This window comes from Rhodococcus sp. H-CA8f, assembly GCF_002501585.1.
GTDB lineage: Bacteria > Actinomycetota > Actinomycetes > Mycobacteriales > Mycobacteriaceae > Rhodococcus_F > Rhodococcus_F erythropolis.
Window position 1 is genome coordinate 2247501 of sequence record NZ_CP023720.1, and the last position, 16458, is coordinate 2263958.

A 16458-nucleotide genomic window follows, 5' to 3' on the forward strand; every position below is an offset into this window, starting at 1 on the left:
CCCACTTAGGTTGAAAACTGAGGGGATGAGTTGTGGGTAGGGGTGAAAGGCCAATCAAACTCCGTGATAGCTGGTTCTCCCCGAAATGCATTTAGGTGCAGCGTCGCGTGTTTCTCACCGGAGGTAGAGCTACTGGATGGTCTAGGGGGCCCACAAGCTTACCGAAATCAGCCAAACTCCGAATGCCGGTGAGTGAGAGCGCGGCAGTGAGACTGCGGGCGATAAGGTTCGTAGTCGAGAGGGAAACAGCCCAGATCGCCAGCTAAGGTCCCTAAGCGTGTACTAAGTGGAAAAGGATGTGGGGTCGCGAAGACAACCAGGAGGTTGGCTTAGAAGCAGCCACCCTTGAAAGAGTGCGTAATAGCTCACTGGTCAAGTGATCCTGCGCCGACAATGTAGCGGGGCTCAAGTACACCACCGAAGCTGCGGCATTCACGCAATAGCCCCCAGTTGATCCAAGGATTTTCTGGCAGGTGTGTGGATGGGTAGGGGAGCGTCGTGTGGCCATGGAAGCGGCAGGGTGACCTAGCCGTGGAGGCCACACGAGTGAGAATGCAGGCATGAGTAGCGAAAGACGAGTGAGAAACTCGTCCGCCGAATGACCAAGGGTTCCTGGGCCAGGTTAATCCGCCCAGGGTGAGTCGGGACCTAAGACGAGGCCGACAGGCGTAGCCGATGGACAACGGGTTGATATTCCCGTACCCGTGTGAACGCGCCCATGGTGAATCAGTGATACTAACCATCCTGAAGCCACGAGAAGACCTTCGGGTCTCGAGTTGGTGGATGCATGGGACCTGATCTGGTAGTAGCCAAGCGATGGGGTGACGCAGGAAGGTAGCTGAGCCAGTCAGTGGTAATACTGGTGTAAGCGTGTAGGGCGTGACCTAGGCAAATCCGGGTCACACATAGCCTGAGACGTGATGCGTAGCCGATTGAGGCGAATTCAGTGATCCTATGCTGCCGAGAAAAGCCTCTAGCGAGCTTTCACACGGCCCGTACCCCAAACCGACACAGGTGGTCAGGTAGAGAATACTAAGGCGATCGAGATAACTATGGTTAAGGAACTCGGCAAAATGCCCCCGTAACTTCGGGAGAAGGGGGGCCCTGTTTGGTGACGACATTTACTGTCTGAGCTGGGTGGGGCCGCAGAGACCAGTGAGAAGCGACTGTTTACTAAAAACACAGGTCCGTGCGAAGTCGTAAGACGATGTATACGGACTGACGCCTGCCCGGTGCTGGAAGGTTAAGAGGACCGGTTAGTTCCTTCGGGAGCGAAGCTGAGAATTTAAGCCCCAGTAAACGGCGGTGGTAACTATAACCATCCTAAGGTAGCGAAATTCCTTGTCGGGTAAGTTCCGACCTGCACGAATGGCGTAACGACTTCTCAGCTGTCTCAACCGTAGACTCGGCGAAATTGCATTACGAGTAAAGATGCTCGTTACGCGCGGCAGGACGAAAAGACCCCGGGACCTTCACTACAGCTTGGTATTGGTGTTCGGTTCGGTTTGTGTAGGATAGGTGGGAGACTGTGAAACGGTGACGCCAGTTATCGTGGAGTCGTTGTTGAAATACCACTCTGATCGAATTGGACCTCTAACCTCGGACCATGATCTGGTTCAGGGACAGTGCCTGGTGGGTAGTTTAACTGGGGCGGTTGCCTCCCAAAATGTAACGGAGGCGCCCAAAGGTTCCCTCAGCCTGGTTGGCAATCAGGTGTCGAGTGCAAGTGCACAAGGGAGCTTGACTGTGAGACTGACAGGTCGAGCAGGGACGAAAGTCGGGACTAGTGATCCGGCACCGGCAAGTGGAAGCGGTGTCGCTCAACGGATAAAAGGTACCCCGGGGATAACAGGCTGATCTTCCCCAAGAGTCCATATCGACGGGATGGTTTGGCACCTCGATGTCGGCTCGTCGCATCCTGGGGCTGGAGTAGGTCCCAAGGGTTGGGCTGTTCGCCCATTAAAGCGGCACGCGAGCTGGGTTTAGAACGTCGTGAGACAGTTCGGTCTCTATCCGCCGCGCGCGTTAGAAACTTGAGGAAGGCTGTCCCTAGTACGAGAGGACCGGGACGGACGAACCTCTGGTGTGCCAGTTGTTCCGCCAGGAGCACCGCTGGTTAGCTACGTTCGGAAGGGATAACCGCTGAAAGCATCTAAGCGGGAAGCCTGTTCCAAGATGAGGTTTCTCACCCCCTCGAGGGGGTAAGGCCCCCGGCAGACCACCGGGTTGATAGGCCAGAACTGGAAGTGCAGTAATGCATGCAGGTGACTGGTACTAATAGGCCGAGGACTTACCACAAAGAAGCTACGCGTCCACTGTGCGGTATCTGAAACAACACACAGATACTGATGAGAAACCCTGTTTTCTCCGTCATCCATCCACCCGGTAACGGGTTCGGGTTGGTGCACGGTGAAACCAGGTGATCAGAAGTTGGTTACTGTGACAGTTTCATAGAGTTACGGCGGTCATAGCGAAGGGGAAACGCCCGGTCCCATTCCGAACCCGGAAGCTAAGCCCTTCAGCGCCGATGGTACTGCACTCGACAGGGTGTGGGAGAGTAGGACACCGCCGAACACAATGTAGAGAAGCCCCCCAACCAGTGATGGTTGGGGGGCTTTCTCGTACCCAAAACACCCTGAAACATCCCGTCGCCGGCACCCCCCGGATCGAGCGAACGGCACGTCCGTCGCCTCAGATCGACCGAACGTACCGTTCACACCATCACGAGCGGAAGCACGACTGACGACGACGGCCGCTTTGCCCTGATCAGTCGATGCCGTCGGCGGTGGCAGTTGCATACTTCGGCCGGCCAGTGGGCAGATACCGCTGGATCGTCACGCCCTTTGGTGTGGCTCGCGATTCGGCCAGCTCGAGTGCGATATCCGGTCCGGTATCGGGAAAGAGTCGTGTGCCCTGGCCTACGACCACCGGAACGATCAGCAGGATCATCTCGTCGACGAGATCGTTCGCGAGAAGCCAGCGGCACAACTCGCCACTGCCGTGCACCTGAAGCTCGCCGCCGGGTCTGGCTTTCAGTTCGCCGATCGCTGCGGCGGTGTCACCTGAAAGGGCCGTGGTGTTCTTCCATTGCGGATCGGTGACCGTAGTCGAGGCAAGATACTTGGGCCGCGTATTCAAGGCGCTTGCGATCGGGTTGACCTCTGGATTCTCGAACGCGCCCCAATAACCGGCGAAGATGTCATAGGTCCGCCGACCGAACAGGAAGGCGTCGGCGCGCTGGTAGACCTGGACAAGGTAAGACATGGCTTCTGTGTCCACCAGTGGCGCGGACCATCCGCCGCGTTCGAATCCGCCGCGTCGATCTTCGTCCGGCCCACCGAGTCCTTGCATCACCCCGTCGAGAGTGACGATGGTAAATGTCGTCAGTTTCATAGTCGTACCCATCTCCCCGGCATCGTCGGATTTCCGCTGTTTCGATATAGACCGTCGGGAAGCGGGAAAGTCATCGAGCGAACGTGGCGTTCATCGCCTTGGATCGACCGAACGTGCCGTTCGCTCAGGGTGGGCGGTGAGATCAGGGCTGAACGGGCACCGAGTCTGCCGGGGTGGTCTCGGACTCCAAGGCGTCGCAGGGAATTGCGAGCTCGGTCTGTTCGAGCCGGCCACGAAGGGTGATGTTCTCCGTGATCGACCACTGTGCGGCTTCGGCGCTGTCAGCGGCGGCCACAGCCCGTCCGGACGCGGCGAGGTTACCCGGAACCGTCTTGGCGACCTCGGACAGTCGCGCTGCTTCGTTGACGGGATCACCGATGACGGTGTACTCGAATCTTTCTCGCGCACCGACGTTTCCGGCAACAGCAATTCCCGCAGCGACGCCGATACCCGCGCTCACTTCCGGAACTTCGGCACGCAGGCGCTGCTGAATCTTGCGGGCGGCGGCGAGTGCACTGCCGGCGTGATCGTCGAGTGTCGTCGGCGCTCCGAAAATTGCCAGCGCCGCGTCGCCTTCGAACTTGTTGACGAATCCGCCGTGTGCATCTACCTCGTCGACGATGACGTCAAAGAATCGATTGAGTAGAGCGACCACCGCGGTAGGGGAGTTGGTGGCCGCGATCGTGGTCGAGCCGATGACGTCGACGAAGAGAACGGCAACGTCGCGTTCTTCACCGCCGAGTTCCGGGTTTCGGCGAACCGCGTTTGCGGCAACCTCGTGTCCGACGTGGCGCCCGAAGAGGTCGCGAATCCTCTCGCGCTCGCGCAGGCCCTCGGCCATGCGATTGAAGCCGGTCTGCAGCAGTCCCAGTTCGGTCCCGTCGTACACGACGACGGACGCGGTGAGGTCGCCACGGGTGACTTGCTCCATGCCTCGGCGTACGGACCGAATGGGGGCCGCGGCTGATCGGATGTTGATGTACGTCAGCCCGAGTCCGACGCACAGAGTGATCCCGCCGATGACGAGGATCGCGGTCGCGAGGGCTTGCCACGAAGCAGGTCGGATGAAGCTGAAGACCGCTACGAGCATCAAGCCGGTGACGGGGACCCCGCTTCCGAGCAGCCAGACGAGGATTGTCCGGCCGGTCAGTCCGAGAACGGCAGCCTTGCGGGGCGCTCCGGATTCGAGTGCACGCGCAGCAATCGGGCGGAGTGCGAACTCGCTGAGCAGGTAGCAGAAAGCGCAGGTGGTGATACCGCTGAAAGCCACGGTGAACAGAACTTTCGGAATGGTGTCGGGGTCGACGATTCCGTACATGGTCGTGAAGGTGATGAGCGCGGCCGTCCACAGGACGGCTTGCACTCGGGTCAGCCGCCACGGCCCGCGCAACGCCGCGCGTTGATTCTGCTCGGTTGGCCGGTGATCCTCGGTGGCCCACCGGAGATCCCTCATGAGGCGTTTGGTGCCCCACAGAAGTCCGATGAGAAAGACACACCCGATGAAGACGGGCACGGCAATAAAGTTGATCCACGCGAATTCGGGGTGGATGATCTCGGGTCCGGGAACCACGAATCCGACGAGCACGATCGCCAGCACCGCTCCGATCAGGTTGGTGACCAGGAGAGGGGCGGTGAGTAGTGCTTGGACGCGGATTCGGCGGCGCCTGGGGCTTTCGTCGGTGGATCCGAGCAGCCACGACCCCAGGGGCGCACTCGGGACACGGCTTCGCTGCATAGTGTGTCGAGAGTAGTCGTAATGATCGCTTAGGGTGGTCCGGTGCGCCTAGTTATTGCTCGTTGCCGTGTCGATTATGTGGGACGCCTGACCTCCCACCTCCCTACCGCAAGACGACTGCTGTTGGTGAAGGCCGACGGCTCGGTCAGCATTCATGCCGACGATCGGGCGTACAAGCCGCTGAACTGGATGAGTCCGCCGTGCTGGTTGGTCGAGACCACCGGCGACAGCGACGACATCTTGTGGGTCGTCACCAACAAGGCGGGCGAGGAGCTTCGGATCACTCTCGAAGAGGTCGAGCACGATTCGTCGTATGAACTCGGTCTCGATCCGGGATTGATCAAGGACGGAGTCGAGGCACACCTTCAAGAACTTCTGGCGGAGCATGTCGAGACACTCGGCCCCGGCTACACGTTGGTGCGGCGCGAGTACATGACGGCCATCGGGCCGGTCGACCTTCTGGTCCGTGACGCGGACGGTGCATCGGTGGCGGTGGAGATCAAGCGCCGCGGCGAGATCGACGGCGTCGAGCAGTTGACGCGGTACCTGGAGTTGCTCAACCGCGATCCTCTGCTCGCGCCGGTCACGGGAGTTTTTGCAGCGCAACAGATCAAGCCGCAGGCAAAGACTTTGGCCAACGACCGTGGGATCCGTTGCCTGGTCTTGGACTACGAGGCCTTGCGTGGTACCGAAAGCACCGAGTTCCGACTTTTCTGACGCTGTTTAGACTCGAACCATGCCGCGCCGCAAACCTTCGCCGAAGCAATCCCGTCGAACGGATACTCGGCGTGCTCGGGATTCGAGCGCGGAATCGCAGTCACCCAGTGGTGTGTTGTTCGGCGGGGCGCTGGTCCGGGAGGAGCCAGGGCCGGGCGGTGAAATGTACATGGTGAGGCCGATACCCGGCTCCAACGCGACGAAGTTCTATCGCTGCCCCGGTTGTGATCACGACATCAGGCCCGGTGTCGCCCATGTTGTGACGTGGCCTTCGGAACCGGGCGGCGCGAACGAACGTCGACACTGGCACACCGGCTGCTGGTCAGGCCGCGGAACTCGCAGCCTGACCAGACGGTGGTCCTGAGCGTCGATCAGTTCCGGGACTGGGCTCGCTGCTCGACGGCGCGGGTGTCGATCTCGGCGGTGTTGGTCTCGTCCGAGTCCTCGAGCACATCGTCTTCGTCGATACTCGGTTCTGAGTCGACCGGATCTGAGTCGGCCTTCTTGTCTTCGATCTCGAGATCTTCCTCGGCTTCGACGATGACCGGAGCGGGCGGTGCATCGAGGAGTTCGCTCTCCCGGTTGACCGATGCGAGCATGGCCGGAACCGAATCGAGTTGTCCCCGAATGCCCAAGAGCTGAGCCAGAATTCGACCACGGAGAACACGCAGTTCTTCGGTCAGTTCCTTCGCGTGAGCGATCTTGCGCTCGGACTGATCGGTGGCGGCCTGCAGCCTGCGCTGAGCCTCGTGCGACGCATCGGAGAGTCGACGCTCGGCCTCTGCCTTGCTCGACGACTCCAGGTCGTTGACGGCGGCGACGACCTTGGCGCGACGCTCGGACATCGAGATGTCGAAGTCTTCGCGGATCTGAGTGCGCTTGGCCTCGGACTCGGCAGCCAGGCGATCCCGCTCGGCCTGTGCGGCTTCGACGATCCGGGCGGCTTCGGTACGGGCCTGCGCCATGGTCTGCTCGTGCATGGTTTCCATCGCGTTGCGACGGTCCTCGAGTTCGGCAATCAGCGACTCGTAGTGTCCGCGCAGGCGGGCGCCGTCCTGTTCGGCGATGGAGGTCATCTCGGCTGCGTCGGCCTCGGCCTTCGCGCGCACCTCCGAAGCCTCGTCGGAGGCAAGGCGCAGCATGCGGCTGATGCGATCGCTCATGCCCTCCGCAGTGGTGGGCGGTACCGAGAGGCGGTCGACGTCCTTGCGGAGGTCGTCGATGTCGTCGCGTGCATCGTCGAGCTGCTTGGCAAGGTCACGGGCCTGCGCAGCGGCAGCATCACGATCGGCCGCGGTAACTCGCAGCTCCGCGTCGAATCGCTCGAAGTAGTTACGTACCTCGTCGCGGTCGTATCCCTTCCGTGCGATCTGGAACGGAAGTTGGATCGAACCGCGGTCCTGCTCGTATGCCATGGCGACAATCTACCTGGCATACGAGCTGGAGTCGGGTCTGCTAGTGGCTCGCGTCGGGTTCGACCAGTTCCACCAGGACGCCGCCGGCGTCCTTCGGGTGAATGAAGTTGATGCGCGAGTTGGCCGTACCGCGCCGGGGAGCGTCGTACAGCAACCGAACACCGCGCTCGCGAAGCTCGGCGGAGATGGCGTCGATGTCGGTGACCCGGTAGGCGAGCTGCTGCAGTCCGGGGCCGCTTCGGTCGATGAACTTGGCGATGGTCGAGTTCTCGTCCAGTGGTGCGAGCAGCTGAACGGCAGTGGATCCGGCGGGGGAGCCGACGACGGAGAGCATGGCTTCGCGCACGCCCTGCGATTCGTTGATTTCCTCGTGGGTCGACACCATGCCCAGGTGCTGCGTGTACCACGCGATTGCCGCGTCGAGATCGGGCACCGCGATTCCGACGTGATCGATCGCGACGACGAGGTCGGACGACAAAGGTGCGAGTGCAGAACTGGGGGAGGTCTGTGTCATACCTTTCACGGTAGCGCTACCGTTTGAGGAGTACACGTCGGGATGTGACTTGGCTCTTAGGCCGCACGGAACCGACGACTATGTCTCTTTTGCAGCCGGAGGAAATCGTGACCAGTTCTGTGATTGTTGCGGGAGCTCGTACCCCGATGGGTCGACTCCTCGGATCGTTGAAAGACCTCTCCGGGTCCGACCTCGGCGGCATCGCCATCAAAGGCGCCCTCGACAAGTCCGGAGTCGCCCCCGAACAAGTCGACTACGTCATCATGGGACAGGTCCTCACCGCCGGCGCCGGCCAGATGCCCGCCCGCCAAGCCGCCGTCGCCGCCGGCATCCCCATGAACGTCCCCGCCCTGAGCATCAACAAAGTGTGCCTCTCCGGCATCGACGCCATCGCCCTCGCCGACCAACTCATCCGCGCCGGCGAATTCGACATCGTCGTCGCGGGCGGGCAGGAATCGATGTCCCGCGCACCCCACATGCTCGAAAAAAGCCGCGAAGGCTTCAAATACGGCGACGTCACCCTCCGCGACCACATGGCCTACGACGGCCTCCACGACATCTTCACCGACCAGGCCATGGGCCTGCTCACCGAACAAGTCAACCAACAAGAAACCGCCCACATCACCCGCGCCGAGCAGGACGCCTTCGCCGCCGCCTCACACCAGAACGCGGCCCGCGCCTGGAAAGACGGCTACTTCGACAACGAAGTAGTCCCCGTCTCCATCCCCCAACGCAAGGGTGACCCGATCGTCTTCGCGCAGGACGAAGGCATCCGCGCCGACACCACCACCGAATCCCTCGGCAAACTGCGTCCCGCGTTCAGCAAGGGCGGCACCATCACCGCCGGCTCCGCCTCCCCGATCTCCGACGGCGCCGCCGCCGTGATCGTGATGAGCAAAACCAAAGCCGAAGAACTCGGCCTGACCTGGATCGCGGAAATCGGCGCCCACGGCGTCGTCGCCGGACCCGACTCCACCCTCCAGTCCCAACCCGCCCGCGCCATCGCCAAGGCCTGCGCCAAGGAAGGCATCGACCCCACCGACCTCGACCTCGTCGAAATCAACGAAGCGTTCGCCGCCGTCGGGATCGCCTCCACCCGCGAACTCGGCCTCGACCCCGCCAAGGTCAACGTCAACGGCGGCGCCATCGCCGTCGGACACCCCCTCGGCATGTCCGGCGCCCGCATCGCCCTGCACCTCGCCCTCGAACTGCAACGCCGCGGCGGCGGCATCGGCGCAGCCGCACTCTGCGGCGGCGGCGGACAAGGCGACGCACTCATCATCCGCGTCCCCAAGGCGTGAGTGTCTAAATACACCTGAACGAGCGCTCTCGCTCTGCGACGCCCCGTGGTTTTGCTCACACAACTACGGGGCGTCGTAGTTGTTCGGGCACAATGGCCTCATGGCGAACATCTTTGACGTATCCACTCCCGCGAAACGCTTCCGTCTGGTGGCGTGGTGGGAAGCTGTGACCTGGGCGGCCTTGCTGGTTGCCATGTTCTTCAAGTGGGTCCTCGGACACGAAGAAGCGATTCGCATCCCCGGAATGGTCCACGGCACCGCGGGCTTCCTGGTGTTCATCGTTGTTGCTCTGCTGACTGCGTGGTCGCTCAAGTGGGACATCAAGACCACGATCCTTGCGCTGATCTCGAGCGTTCCCCCGTTCGGCACCGTGATATTCGAACGCTGGGCAGTGCGAAACGGCAAGCTCGGTGAGCTGTCCACGGAGTTCGAGGCGTCCAAGGGCAACGCGGCGCTCGTCTGAGTGCTGCATCCCTCTACGTAGCTTCGCGCAACTCGTGACAAACTGGGAGTCGTGACTCGACCAGGTTCCAGGCCCCCCGCGCGTTCGTCCGCAGTTGCTGCCGCCATGAGCGGCGCAGTCGACTTGTCCGCCTTCAAAGAGCGGGCCACGGCCCCACCACCGCCGCGTAACACCAGCGGCGACGGGGCCGTTTCTGCTGTCTCCGGGGCAGTGATCGAGGTGACCGAGGAGAACTTCGAAAGCGAAGTCCTGCTGAAGTCGAGCCAGGTGCCGGTCATCGTCAACATCGGTGGCCGCGCATACGAGCCCTCGGTCGTGTTCACCGAAGTTCTCGAATCATTGGCGGCGCGCGCCGGCGGCAAGTGGATTCTTGCCAACGTCGACGTCGACGTGAGTCCTCGCATCGCGCAGGCATTCGGTGTCCAGTCGGTGCCGACGGTTGTTGCCGTCGCAGCTGGTCAGCCGTTGGCCGATTTTCAGGGCGCTCAGCCAGAGGCGCAGCTCAGTCAGTGGTTCGACGCAGTGCTCCAAGCTGTCGAGGGCAAGTTGAGTGGGCCGGTGTCCGACGGGGACGAACCGGTGGAGGAGGTCGAGGATCCTCGCTTCGTGGCCGCTGAAACCGCGCTGGACGAGGGCGATCTCGACGCCGCCATCGCTGCGTACCAGGTGATTCTCGACGCCGAACCCAACAACGCGGAGGCCAAGAGCGCTGTCCGCCAGGTGAAGTTCATGGCTCGGGTTCAGGGCGTCGATCCCGAGTCGATTGCGGCCGCGGATGCTGATCCGTCCAATCTCGAACTGCAGTTCGCTGCAGCCGACCTGGAAATGTTCGCCCAGCAACCCGAGGCTGCGTTCGCTCGCTTGATCTCGGTGGTATCGCGAACCGCCGGCGACGACAAGGCCGCAGCGCGGACGCGCCTGCTCGAATTGTTCGAACTGTTCGACCCGGCAGAACCGATCGTCATCGCGGCCCGGCGTAAGTTGGCTTCCGCTCTCTACTGACGTGTGGACCGGCAGCCGCTACTCCGTGTAGCGGCTGTCGCACACTTCTCGGCCACCCAGTACACCGGTCCGGAACGCGTCGACGCGCGCAAACCCGCTCGGCACCGTCTCACCGTTGACGTCACTGGCGGCGAGGCCGTCGGTCAGCAGCCCCGATACGGCTTCGTCGAGGTCGCCGGGGGAGAGTGTGACTTGAGCTCCGGACGCCGCAGCGTTGGTGGGACTGAGCGCTGCGGTGATGACGCCGGACAGGCAGGCGGCGCGCAAGGCAGTCTGCGGAGTGTCGAGCGATTGGCCGTTCTCCTTCTGCATCGCGAGGGTGTACCTCGACGCGAGCAGGACGTAGGCGTTGTAGTCACCGGTGATGTTGGTCTGGATCAACTCACGTCGACCGACGCGACCCGGCGTGCCGCGCTCGGCCAGGTCGTCGACGCTGATTCCGATGGTGTTCGTCGACGGGCAGTACGAGACGGGCTCGGTCGCAACGGCGTCGCTGCACCCGGTGTCTGCGCCGGTGAACACGACCTTCGGCGGCTCGGGTAGATCGAAGATCGCTTGGAATGTCTTCACGAACTCGTCGAGCGTTGCCTCGGTGACAGGCAGTTCTCCGGAGTCGTTGCCTTCGGCGAACTGTTGCGGGAGGTCTGCGCGTCGTGACTCGATTTCGTCGGCGTCCATCTTCGCGCAGGCGCCGGCGCCGTCGGTGAAGCCGATCTGAGTGGCGGTGACGCGCTCGAACGCCGAACCATGGTGGCTCTCAGGATCATTAGGGTCTTCGTCGCGGATGGCGACCGCCGAGGCCAACACCTTGTTGAGGCCGTCGGAGGTGTTCATCGTGAAGTGTGCGGCCTTGTCCTCGGCGACGTGCCGCAAGAAGGCGCCACCGAAACAGTCGGCTTGCTGTTCTCGCACCAGGGCCGCATCTCGTTTGCCGCCGACGATCCCGGCTTTGCGTTGAACGGCGTGGCCGTACTCGTGCGCGAAAATGAAGGCGACGGCCACTTCGCCGAACTTCTCTCGTACCTCGGGCAGTAGCAGTTCGCGATCCCAACCGATGGTGTGATCGATGCTGCAGTACCCGGCGTTGATGAGTTCTTCGGTGGTCTCTTCGCAGAAGTCCGGGCCGTTCGATTCGGTGGGGTCCCACGAGATCAGCTCGTCAACCGGCTCGAAGGGCTTGTCGAACAGAGCCGGGTACTCGGCGGCCCAGTAAGTTTCGATGTCGGTGATGGCATTGGCCGCCAGGGCGTCGATGTCCCCGCCGTCGGTACCGGTGATTGCTCGGTCGGCATTGGGGGCTCCCGGGCGCAATCCGCTGGGGCCTGCTGTTGCGTCGAGTCCGGCGACGCGGAACGGATCGTGATAGATCGAGACGGCGTGCCCGTTCGTTCCGCTTGCACAACCGGCGAGCAGTGCGGCCACTGCGAACAGTGACGACGTGACAATGACTACTCGCCGGCCGACCATCAACGCTCCAGACTTATCCAAATCGCTCCAGCAGCTGGCAGCGCCACCTGTGCGGAGGCTGGCCGACCGTGCCACGAACGCGACGTTGCCGTGACCGCTCCGAGGTTCCCGACTCCGGAGCCGCCGTACACCTCGGCATCGGTGTTGAGAATTTCCACCCATCGGCCGGGCTCTGGTAGCCCGACGCGGTAGCTCGAGTGCTCACTGCCCGAAAAGTTGAACAGGCAGGCGACAATCGAACCGTCAGTACCGTAACGCAGAAAACTGAGGACGTTGTTCTCGGTGTCGTTGGCGTCGATCCAGGAGTATCCGCCGGGGGAGGTGTCGAGGGTCCACATCGCCGGATGGCGTCGGTACGCGGAGTTGAGATCTCCGACCAGTCGCTGGACGCCGCGGTGGAGAGTGCCGGTGTACTGATCGTCGAGTTGCCACCAGTCGAGGCCGCGTTCTTCGGACCATTCCGCGCTCTGACCGAACTCCTGTCCCATGAACAGCAGTTGCTTGCCCGGATGCGCCCACATGTACGCAAGCAGTGAGCGCAGGCCGGAAGCCTTGGCGAAGTCGTTGCCGGGCATCCGGGTCCACAGAGTTCCCTTGCCGTGCACCACTTCGTCATGGCTGATCGGTAGCAGGTAGTTCTCACTCCACGCGTACATCAGCGAGAAAGTGATCTCGTGATGGTGGTAGGTCCGGTGCACCGGGTCGTGACCGAGGAATCCGAGGGTGTCGTGCATCCACCCCATGTTCCATTTCATGTTGAACCCGAGGCCACCGACATTGGTCGCCCGAGTGACTCCGGGCCACGCCGTCGACTCCTCGGCGACGGTGACGACTCCTCGGTGGTTCTTGTGGACGGTGGCGTTCATCTCCTGCAGGAACGCAACGGCTTCGAGATTCTCGCGGCCACCGTGAATGTTGGGAGTCCATCCACCTTCCGGACGTGAGTAGTCCAGGTACAGCATCGATGCGACGGCGTCGACGCGCAGTCCGTCGATGTGGAACTCCTCGAGCCAGAAGAGCGCGTTGGCGACGAGGAAGTTCCGGACCTCGCGGCGACCGAAGTCGAATACGTATGTGCCCCAGTCCAACTGCTCGCCGCGACGCGGATCGGCGTGCTCGTACAACGGCGTTCCGTCGAAACGGGCAAGCGCCCATTCGTCTTTGGGGAAGTGTGCAGGCACCCAGTCGACGATGACGCCTATCCCTGCGGCGTGCAGGTGGTCGACGAACCAGCGGAAGTCATCCGGGGTGCCGAAGCGGGAGGTCGGTGCGTAGTACGAGGTGACCTGGTACCCCCACGATCCACCGAACGGATGCTCGGAGACGGGCAGCAGTTCGACGTGGGTGAATCCGGTTTCGGTGACGTATACGGCGAGTTGCTCGGCCATCTGCCGGTAGTCGAGTCCCGGACGCCACGATCCGAGGTGCACCTCGTACACGCTCATCGGGGACTGCGAAGGGTCGACACCAGCGCGGGTTTCCAGCCAGGCCGCGTCGTTCCATTCGTGCGAACTGGTGGTCACTCGCGACGCTGTCGCCGGCGGTACCTCGGTACCGAAGGCCATGGGATCGGCCTTGTCGCGAACCGAGCCGTCGTGGCCGTGGACCCGGAACTTGTACAGCGAACCGACTGCGATGTCGGGCAGGAAGAGTTCCCAGACCCCGGTGGAGCCGAGGACTCGCATGGGGGCGAATTGCCCACTCCACCCGTCGAAGTCGCCGACGACGGTCACGCCGCGGGCGGCCGGAGCCCAGACGGCGAACGAGATGCCGTCGACGGGTCCGTCCGGTGTCTCGTACGAACGCGGATGTGCGCCGAGGATGTCCCACAGTCGTTCGTGCCGACCTTCGCCGAACAGGTGAAGGTCGAGTTCACCGAGAGTCGGCAGGAATCGGTAAGGGTCGGCTGCGAGAACCGTGTGGCCACCCGGGTACGTCACGGAATAGCGATAGTCGATCAGGTCGGGGTAGGGGACCAGGGCCGCGAAGATCCCGTTCGAAACATGTTCGAGAGGAAAGGTTTTGCCGCCGATGACGGCGCTGACGGACTCGGCGTTGGGACGCAACGCTCGAAGAACGGTGCCGTCGGCGTGGGGATGGGCGCCGAGGACACTGTGCGGATCGTGATGTTCACCGCGCGCCAACAGTTCCAGATCGTGATTGTCCGGCGCGATACCCGAAGGGGACTTTTCGGTTGGCATCACTTGCCTCCACCTGCGCGGTGCGCATTGCGTGCTTGGTAGGCCAGAGAGATCCGGGCCGGATACGGAACGGGTGGGAGCGCGAGGATGTGCGCCACCGAACGCCAGGGCTCGAGGCGGACGAAATTGGCCTGGCCCCAATTGAACTGCTCACCGGTAACCTCGTCGAGCACGGTCATGTGGTCGTGCCATTCCCGGCCGAGCGCCGGCATGTCCAACCAGACGGTGCCCTCTTCTGCCGCGAACGGGTTGAGGTTGATCACCGTCAGGACGGCGTCACCGGTCGAGGCGTCGAACTTCGAGTAGGCGATCAACGCGTCGTTGTCGATGTGGTGAAAGTGCAGGTTCCGCAACTGCTGCAGGGCCGGGTGTGCACGCCGGATGCGGTTGAGAGCGGTGATCCACGGCTCGAGAGATTCGCCTCGCGCTGCCGCTTCGGCGAAACGGCGCGGCCGAAGTTCGTATTTCTCGGAGTCGAGGTATTCCTCGCTGCCGGGGCGAACGGCTTGGTGTTCGTAGAGTTCGTAACCGGAGTAGACGCCCCACGTCGGCGCCAGGGTGGCGGCGAGAGCTGCTCGCAGTGCAAACATTCCGGGCCCACCGTGCTGGAGGGACTCGTGCAGGATGTCCGGTGTGTTCACGAAAAGGTTCGGTCGGGCTTCGTCGGCCTTTGCCGCCAGCTCGTTACCGAATTCGGTGAGCTCCCACTTCGCAACTCGCCAGGTGAAGTACGTGTACGACTGCGTGAACCCGCGCCGGGCAAGGCCGTACATGCGCGCCGGACGAGTGAAAGCCTCGGCGAGGAACAAGACGTCGGGGTCGGTTTTCTTGACTTCCGAGATGAGTGTCTCCCAGAAGTTGGGCGGCTTGGTGTGCGGGTTGTCGACACGAAAGATCTTGACTCCGGCGTTGATCCAGTGGCGGACCACGCGCAGGATTTCCTTGTCCAGACCGCGAGGATCGGTGTCGAAGTTGATCGGGTAGATGTCCTGATACTTCTTGGGCGGGTTCTCGGCGTAGGCGATGGTGCCGTCGGGAAGGACGTTGAACCACTCCGGATGCTTCTGAGCCCATGGATGATCCGGGGCGCACTGCAGCGCGAGATCCAGTGCCACTTCGAGATCCAGCTTGCGGGCCGCAGCGACGAAGGCCTTGAAGTCCTTGAGCGTGCCGAGTTGGGGGTGAACAGCGTCGTGCCCGCCGTCGGCAGAGCCGATCGCCCACGGCGAACCAACGTCGCCGGGTTCGGGGGTGAGGGTGTTGTTGCGACCCTTGCGGTTGATCTCGCCGATGGGATGGATCGGCGGAAGGTAGACGACGTCGAAACCCATTGCGGCGATGCGGGGCAGGTCTTCGGCAGAGGTACGGAACGTGCCGTGCTGCGGTACTCCGTTCTCGTCCCATCCACCGGTCGAGCGGGGGAAGAACTCGTACCAGGAGCCGAACAGTGCACGGTTGCGATCAACGACGACGGGGTGGGACTCGCCCTTGGTGACCAGTTCGCGAAGCGGAGTGGCGCGGAGCAGTTCGGCGACGTCGGAGGCGAAGGCCGGAGCGACGCGAGCAGTCAGCGCCTGATCGCTGCGCAGCGACGCCGTGACGGCCTCGAGCCTGGACCTGTTGCCCCGCGGCACTTCGTGCGCGGCCAGTTCGAACAGGCGCGCACCGATTTCCAGGTCGTTGGCCAACTCGGCCGCCCCTTGCCCGACGGCGAGCTTTGCTTCCACGGCGTGCTTCCAGGTGGCAATGGGATCGCTCCACGCCTCGATCCGGAACGACCACATACCTTCGGCGGACGGCGTGAACACCGCGTCGACGGTGTCCGGTTCGGTCCCGGGATCCATCGGAATGCGCAGCGGCTTGGTACCGCGCGGACCACGCACGACCAGAGTGGCGGAAATGGCGTCGTGGCCTTCTCGCCACACCGTGGCGTGCACCGGGAAGACTTCACCGACCACGGCCTTTGCCGGATAGTTACCCGAGATCTCGGGTACCACGTCGTCGATACCGAGGCGTCCTGACACGGGAAGCTCCATTTCTGATGATGGATCGCGGTAAAACTTTCTTTCGCCGGGTTCAACCGTAGTGGGTGCGGCGCTGCGGTGCTGATAACGGCGAAGCCGCCAGGCTGATAACGGCGAAGCCGCCAGGCTGATAACGGCGAAGCCGCCAGGCTGATAACGGCGAAGCCGCCAGGCTGATAACGACGAATTCGGGTCTGTCGGTGGTCAGGTCGGCTCGGGCGTTCGG

The 16458-nt window shown here is 62.7% G+C and carries 12 protein-coding genes and 2 rRNA genes (1 of these 14 cut by a window edge); 7 read left to right on the top strand and 7 right to left on the bottom strand.

What is annotated here, in order from left to right; translation table 11 throughout:
* Positions 1–2298 (top strand): 23S ribosomal RNA (locus CPI83_RS10695) (it extends 837 nt beyond the left edge of the window).
* A gap of 159 nt (positions 2299–2457) precedes the next feature.
* A 5S ribosomal RNA gene (rrf, locus tag CPI83_RS10700) occupies positions 2458–2574 on the top strand.
* Between the two features lie 192 nt (positions 2575–2766).
* Here the strand turns inward: rrf and CPI83_RS10705 are convergent.
* Positions 2767–3393 carry a dihydrofolate reductase family protein gene (locus CPI83_RS10705; protein ID WP_097388171.1) on the bottom strand — a complete coding sequence of 209 codons (627 nt, stop codon included), beginning with the start codon at positions 3391–3393 and terminating at the stop codon, positions 2767–2769.
* Between the two features lie 142 nt (positions 3394–3535).
* Positions 3536–5128, bottom strand: a complete 1593-nt coding sequence (locus tag CPI83_RS10710) for an adenylate/guanylate cyclase domain-containing protein (protein ID WP_019749166.1) — start codon at positions 5126–5128, stop codon at positions 3536–3538.
* Between the two features lie 42 nt (positions 5129–5170).
* Between CPI83_RS10710 and nucS the strand changes: the two genes are divergently transcribed.
* Positions 5171–5845, top strand: coding sequence for an endonuclease NucS (nucS, locus tag CPI83_RS10715; protein ID WP_003945160.1), 675 nt, complete (start codon positions 5171–5173; stop codon positions 5843–5845).
* A 19-nt stretch (positions 5846–5864) separates the two neighbouring features.
* Complete coding sequence (locus CPI83_RS31195; protein ID WP_020908287.1) at positions 5865–6209, top strand: hypothetical protein; 345 nt, start codon at positions 5865–5867, stop codon at positions 6207–6209.
* Positions 6210–6216: 7 nt separating this feature from the next.
* Here the strand turns inward: CPI83_RS31195 and CPI83_RS10725 are convergent, their stop codons facing one another.
* Both CPI83_RS10725 and mce read right to left on the bottom strand, forming a co-directional pair.
* Positions 6217–7260 carry a hypothetical protein gene (locus CPI83_RS10725; protein ID WP_019749164.1) on the bottom strand — a complete coding sequence of 348 codons (1044 nt, stop codon included), beginning with the start codon at positions 7258–7260 and terminating at the stop codon, positions 6217–6219.
* 40 nt (positions 7261–7300) lie between these two features.
* Positions 7301–7774 carry a methylmalonyl-CoA epimerase gene (mce, locus tag CPI83_RS10730; protein WP_020723660.1) on the bottom strand — a complete coding sequence of 158 codons (474 nt, stop codon included), beginning with the start codon at positions 7772–7774 and terminating at the stop codon, positions 7301–7303.
* 107 nt (positions 7775–7881) lie between these two features.
* Between mce and CPI83_RS10735 the strand changes: the two genes are divergently transcribed.
* From CPI83_RS10735 to CPI83_RS10745, 3 genes are all read left to right on the top strand, one after another.
* On the top strand, positions 7882–9075 hold the full coding sequence (locus CPI83_RS10735) for an acetyl-CoA C-acetyltransferase (RefSeq protein ID WP_097388172.1): 1194 nt from the start codon (positions 7882–7884) through the stop codon (positions 9073–9075).
* A 100-nt stretch (positions 9076–9175) separates the two neighbouring features.
* Positions 9176–9538, top strand: coding sequence for a DUF3817 domain-containing protein (locus CPI83_RS10740; protein ID WP_020908283.1), 363 nt, complete (start codon positions 9176–9178; stop codon positions 9536–9538).
* Positions 9539–9643: 105 nt separating this feature from the next.
* Positions 9644–10540 (top strand): tetratricopeptide repeat protein, encoded by an 897-nt coding sequence (locus CPI83_RS10745; RefSeq protein ID WP_020970043.1) that lies wholly within the window; start codon positions 9644–9646, stop codon positions 10538–10540.
* An 18-nt stretch (positions 10541–10558) separates the two neighbouring features.
* Here the strand turns inward: CPI83_RS10745 and CPI83_RS10750 are convergent, their stop codons facing one another.
* From CPI83_RS10750 to CPI83_RS10760, 3 genes are read right to left on the bottom strand one after another with little or no spacing between them, the layout of a single operon-like run.
* A complete protein-coding gene (locus tag CPI83_RS10750) occupies positions 10559–12007 on the bottom strand; it encodes a neutral zinc metallopeptidase (protein ID WP_020970042.1) in 1449 nt (482 codons plus the stop codon).
* The gene (glgB, locus tag CPI83_RS10755) at positions 12007–14208 is read right to left on the bottom strand and encodes a 1,4-alpha-glucan branching protein GlgB (RefSeq protein ID WP_097387201.1); all 2202 of its coding nucleotides are present in this window, start codon (positions 14206–14208) and stop codon (positions 12007–12009) included. The genes CPI83_RS10750 and glgB overlap by 1 nt, the downstream gene beginning before the upstream one ends.
* The gene (locus CPI83_RS10760; protein ID WP_097388173.1) at positions 14208–16232 is read right to left on the bottom strand and encodes an alpha-1,4-glucan--maltose-1-phosphate maltosyltransferase; all 2025 of its coding nucleotides are present in this window, start codon (positions 16230–16232) and stop codon (positions 14208–14210) included. The genes glgB and CPI83_RS10760 overlap by 1 nt, the downstream gene beginning before the upstream one ends.
* Between the last annotated feature and the right edge of the window lie 226 nt (positions 16233–16458).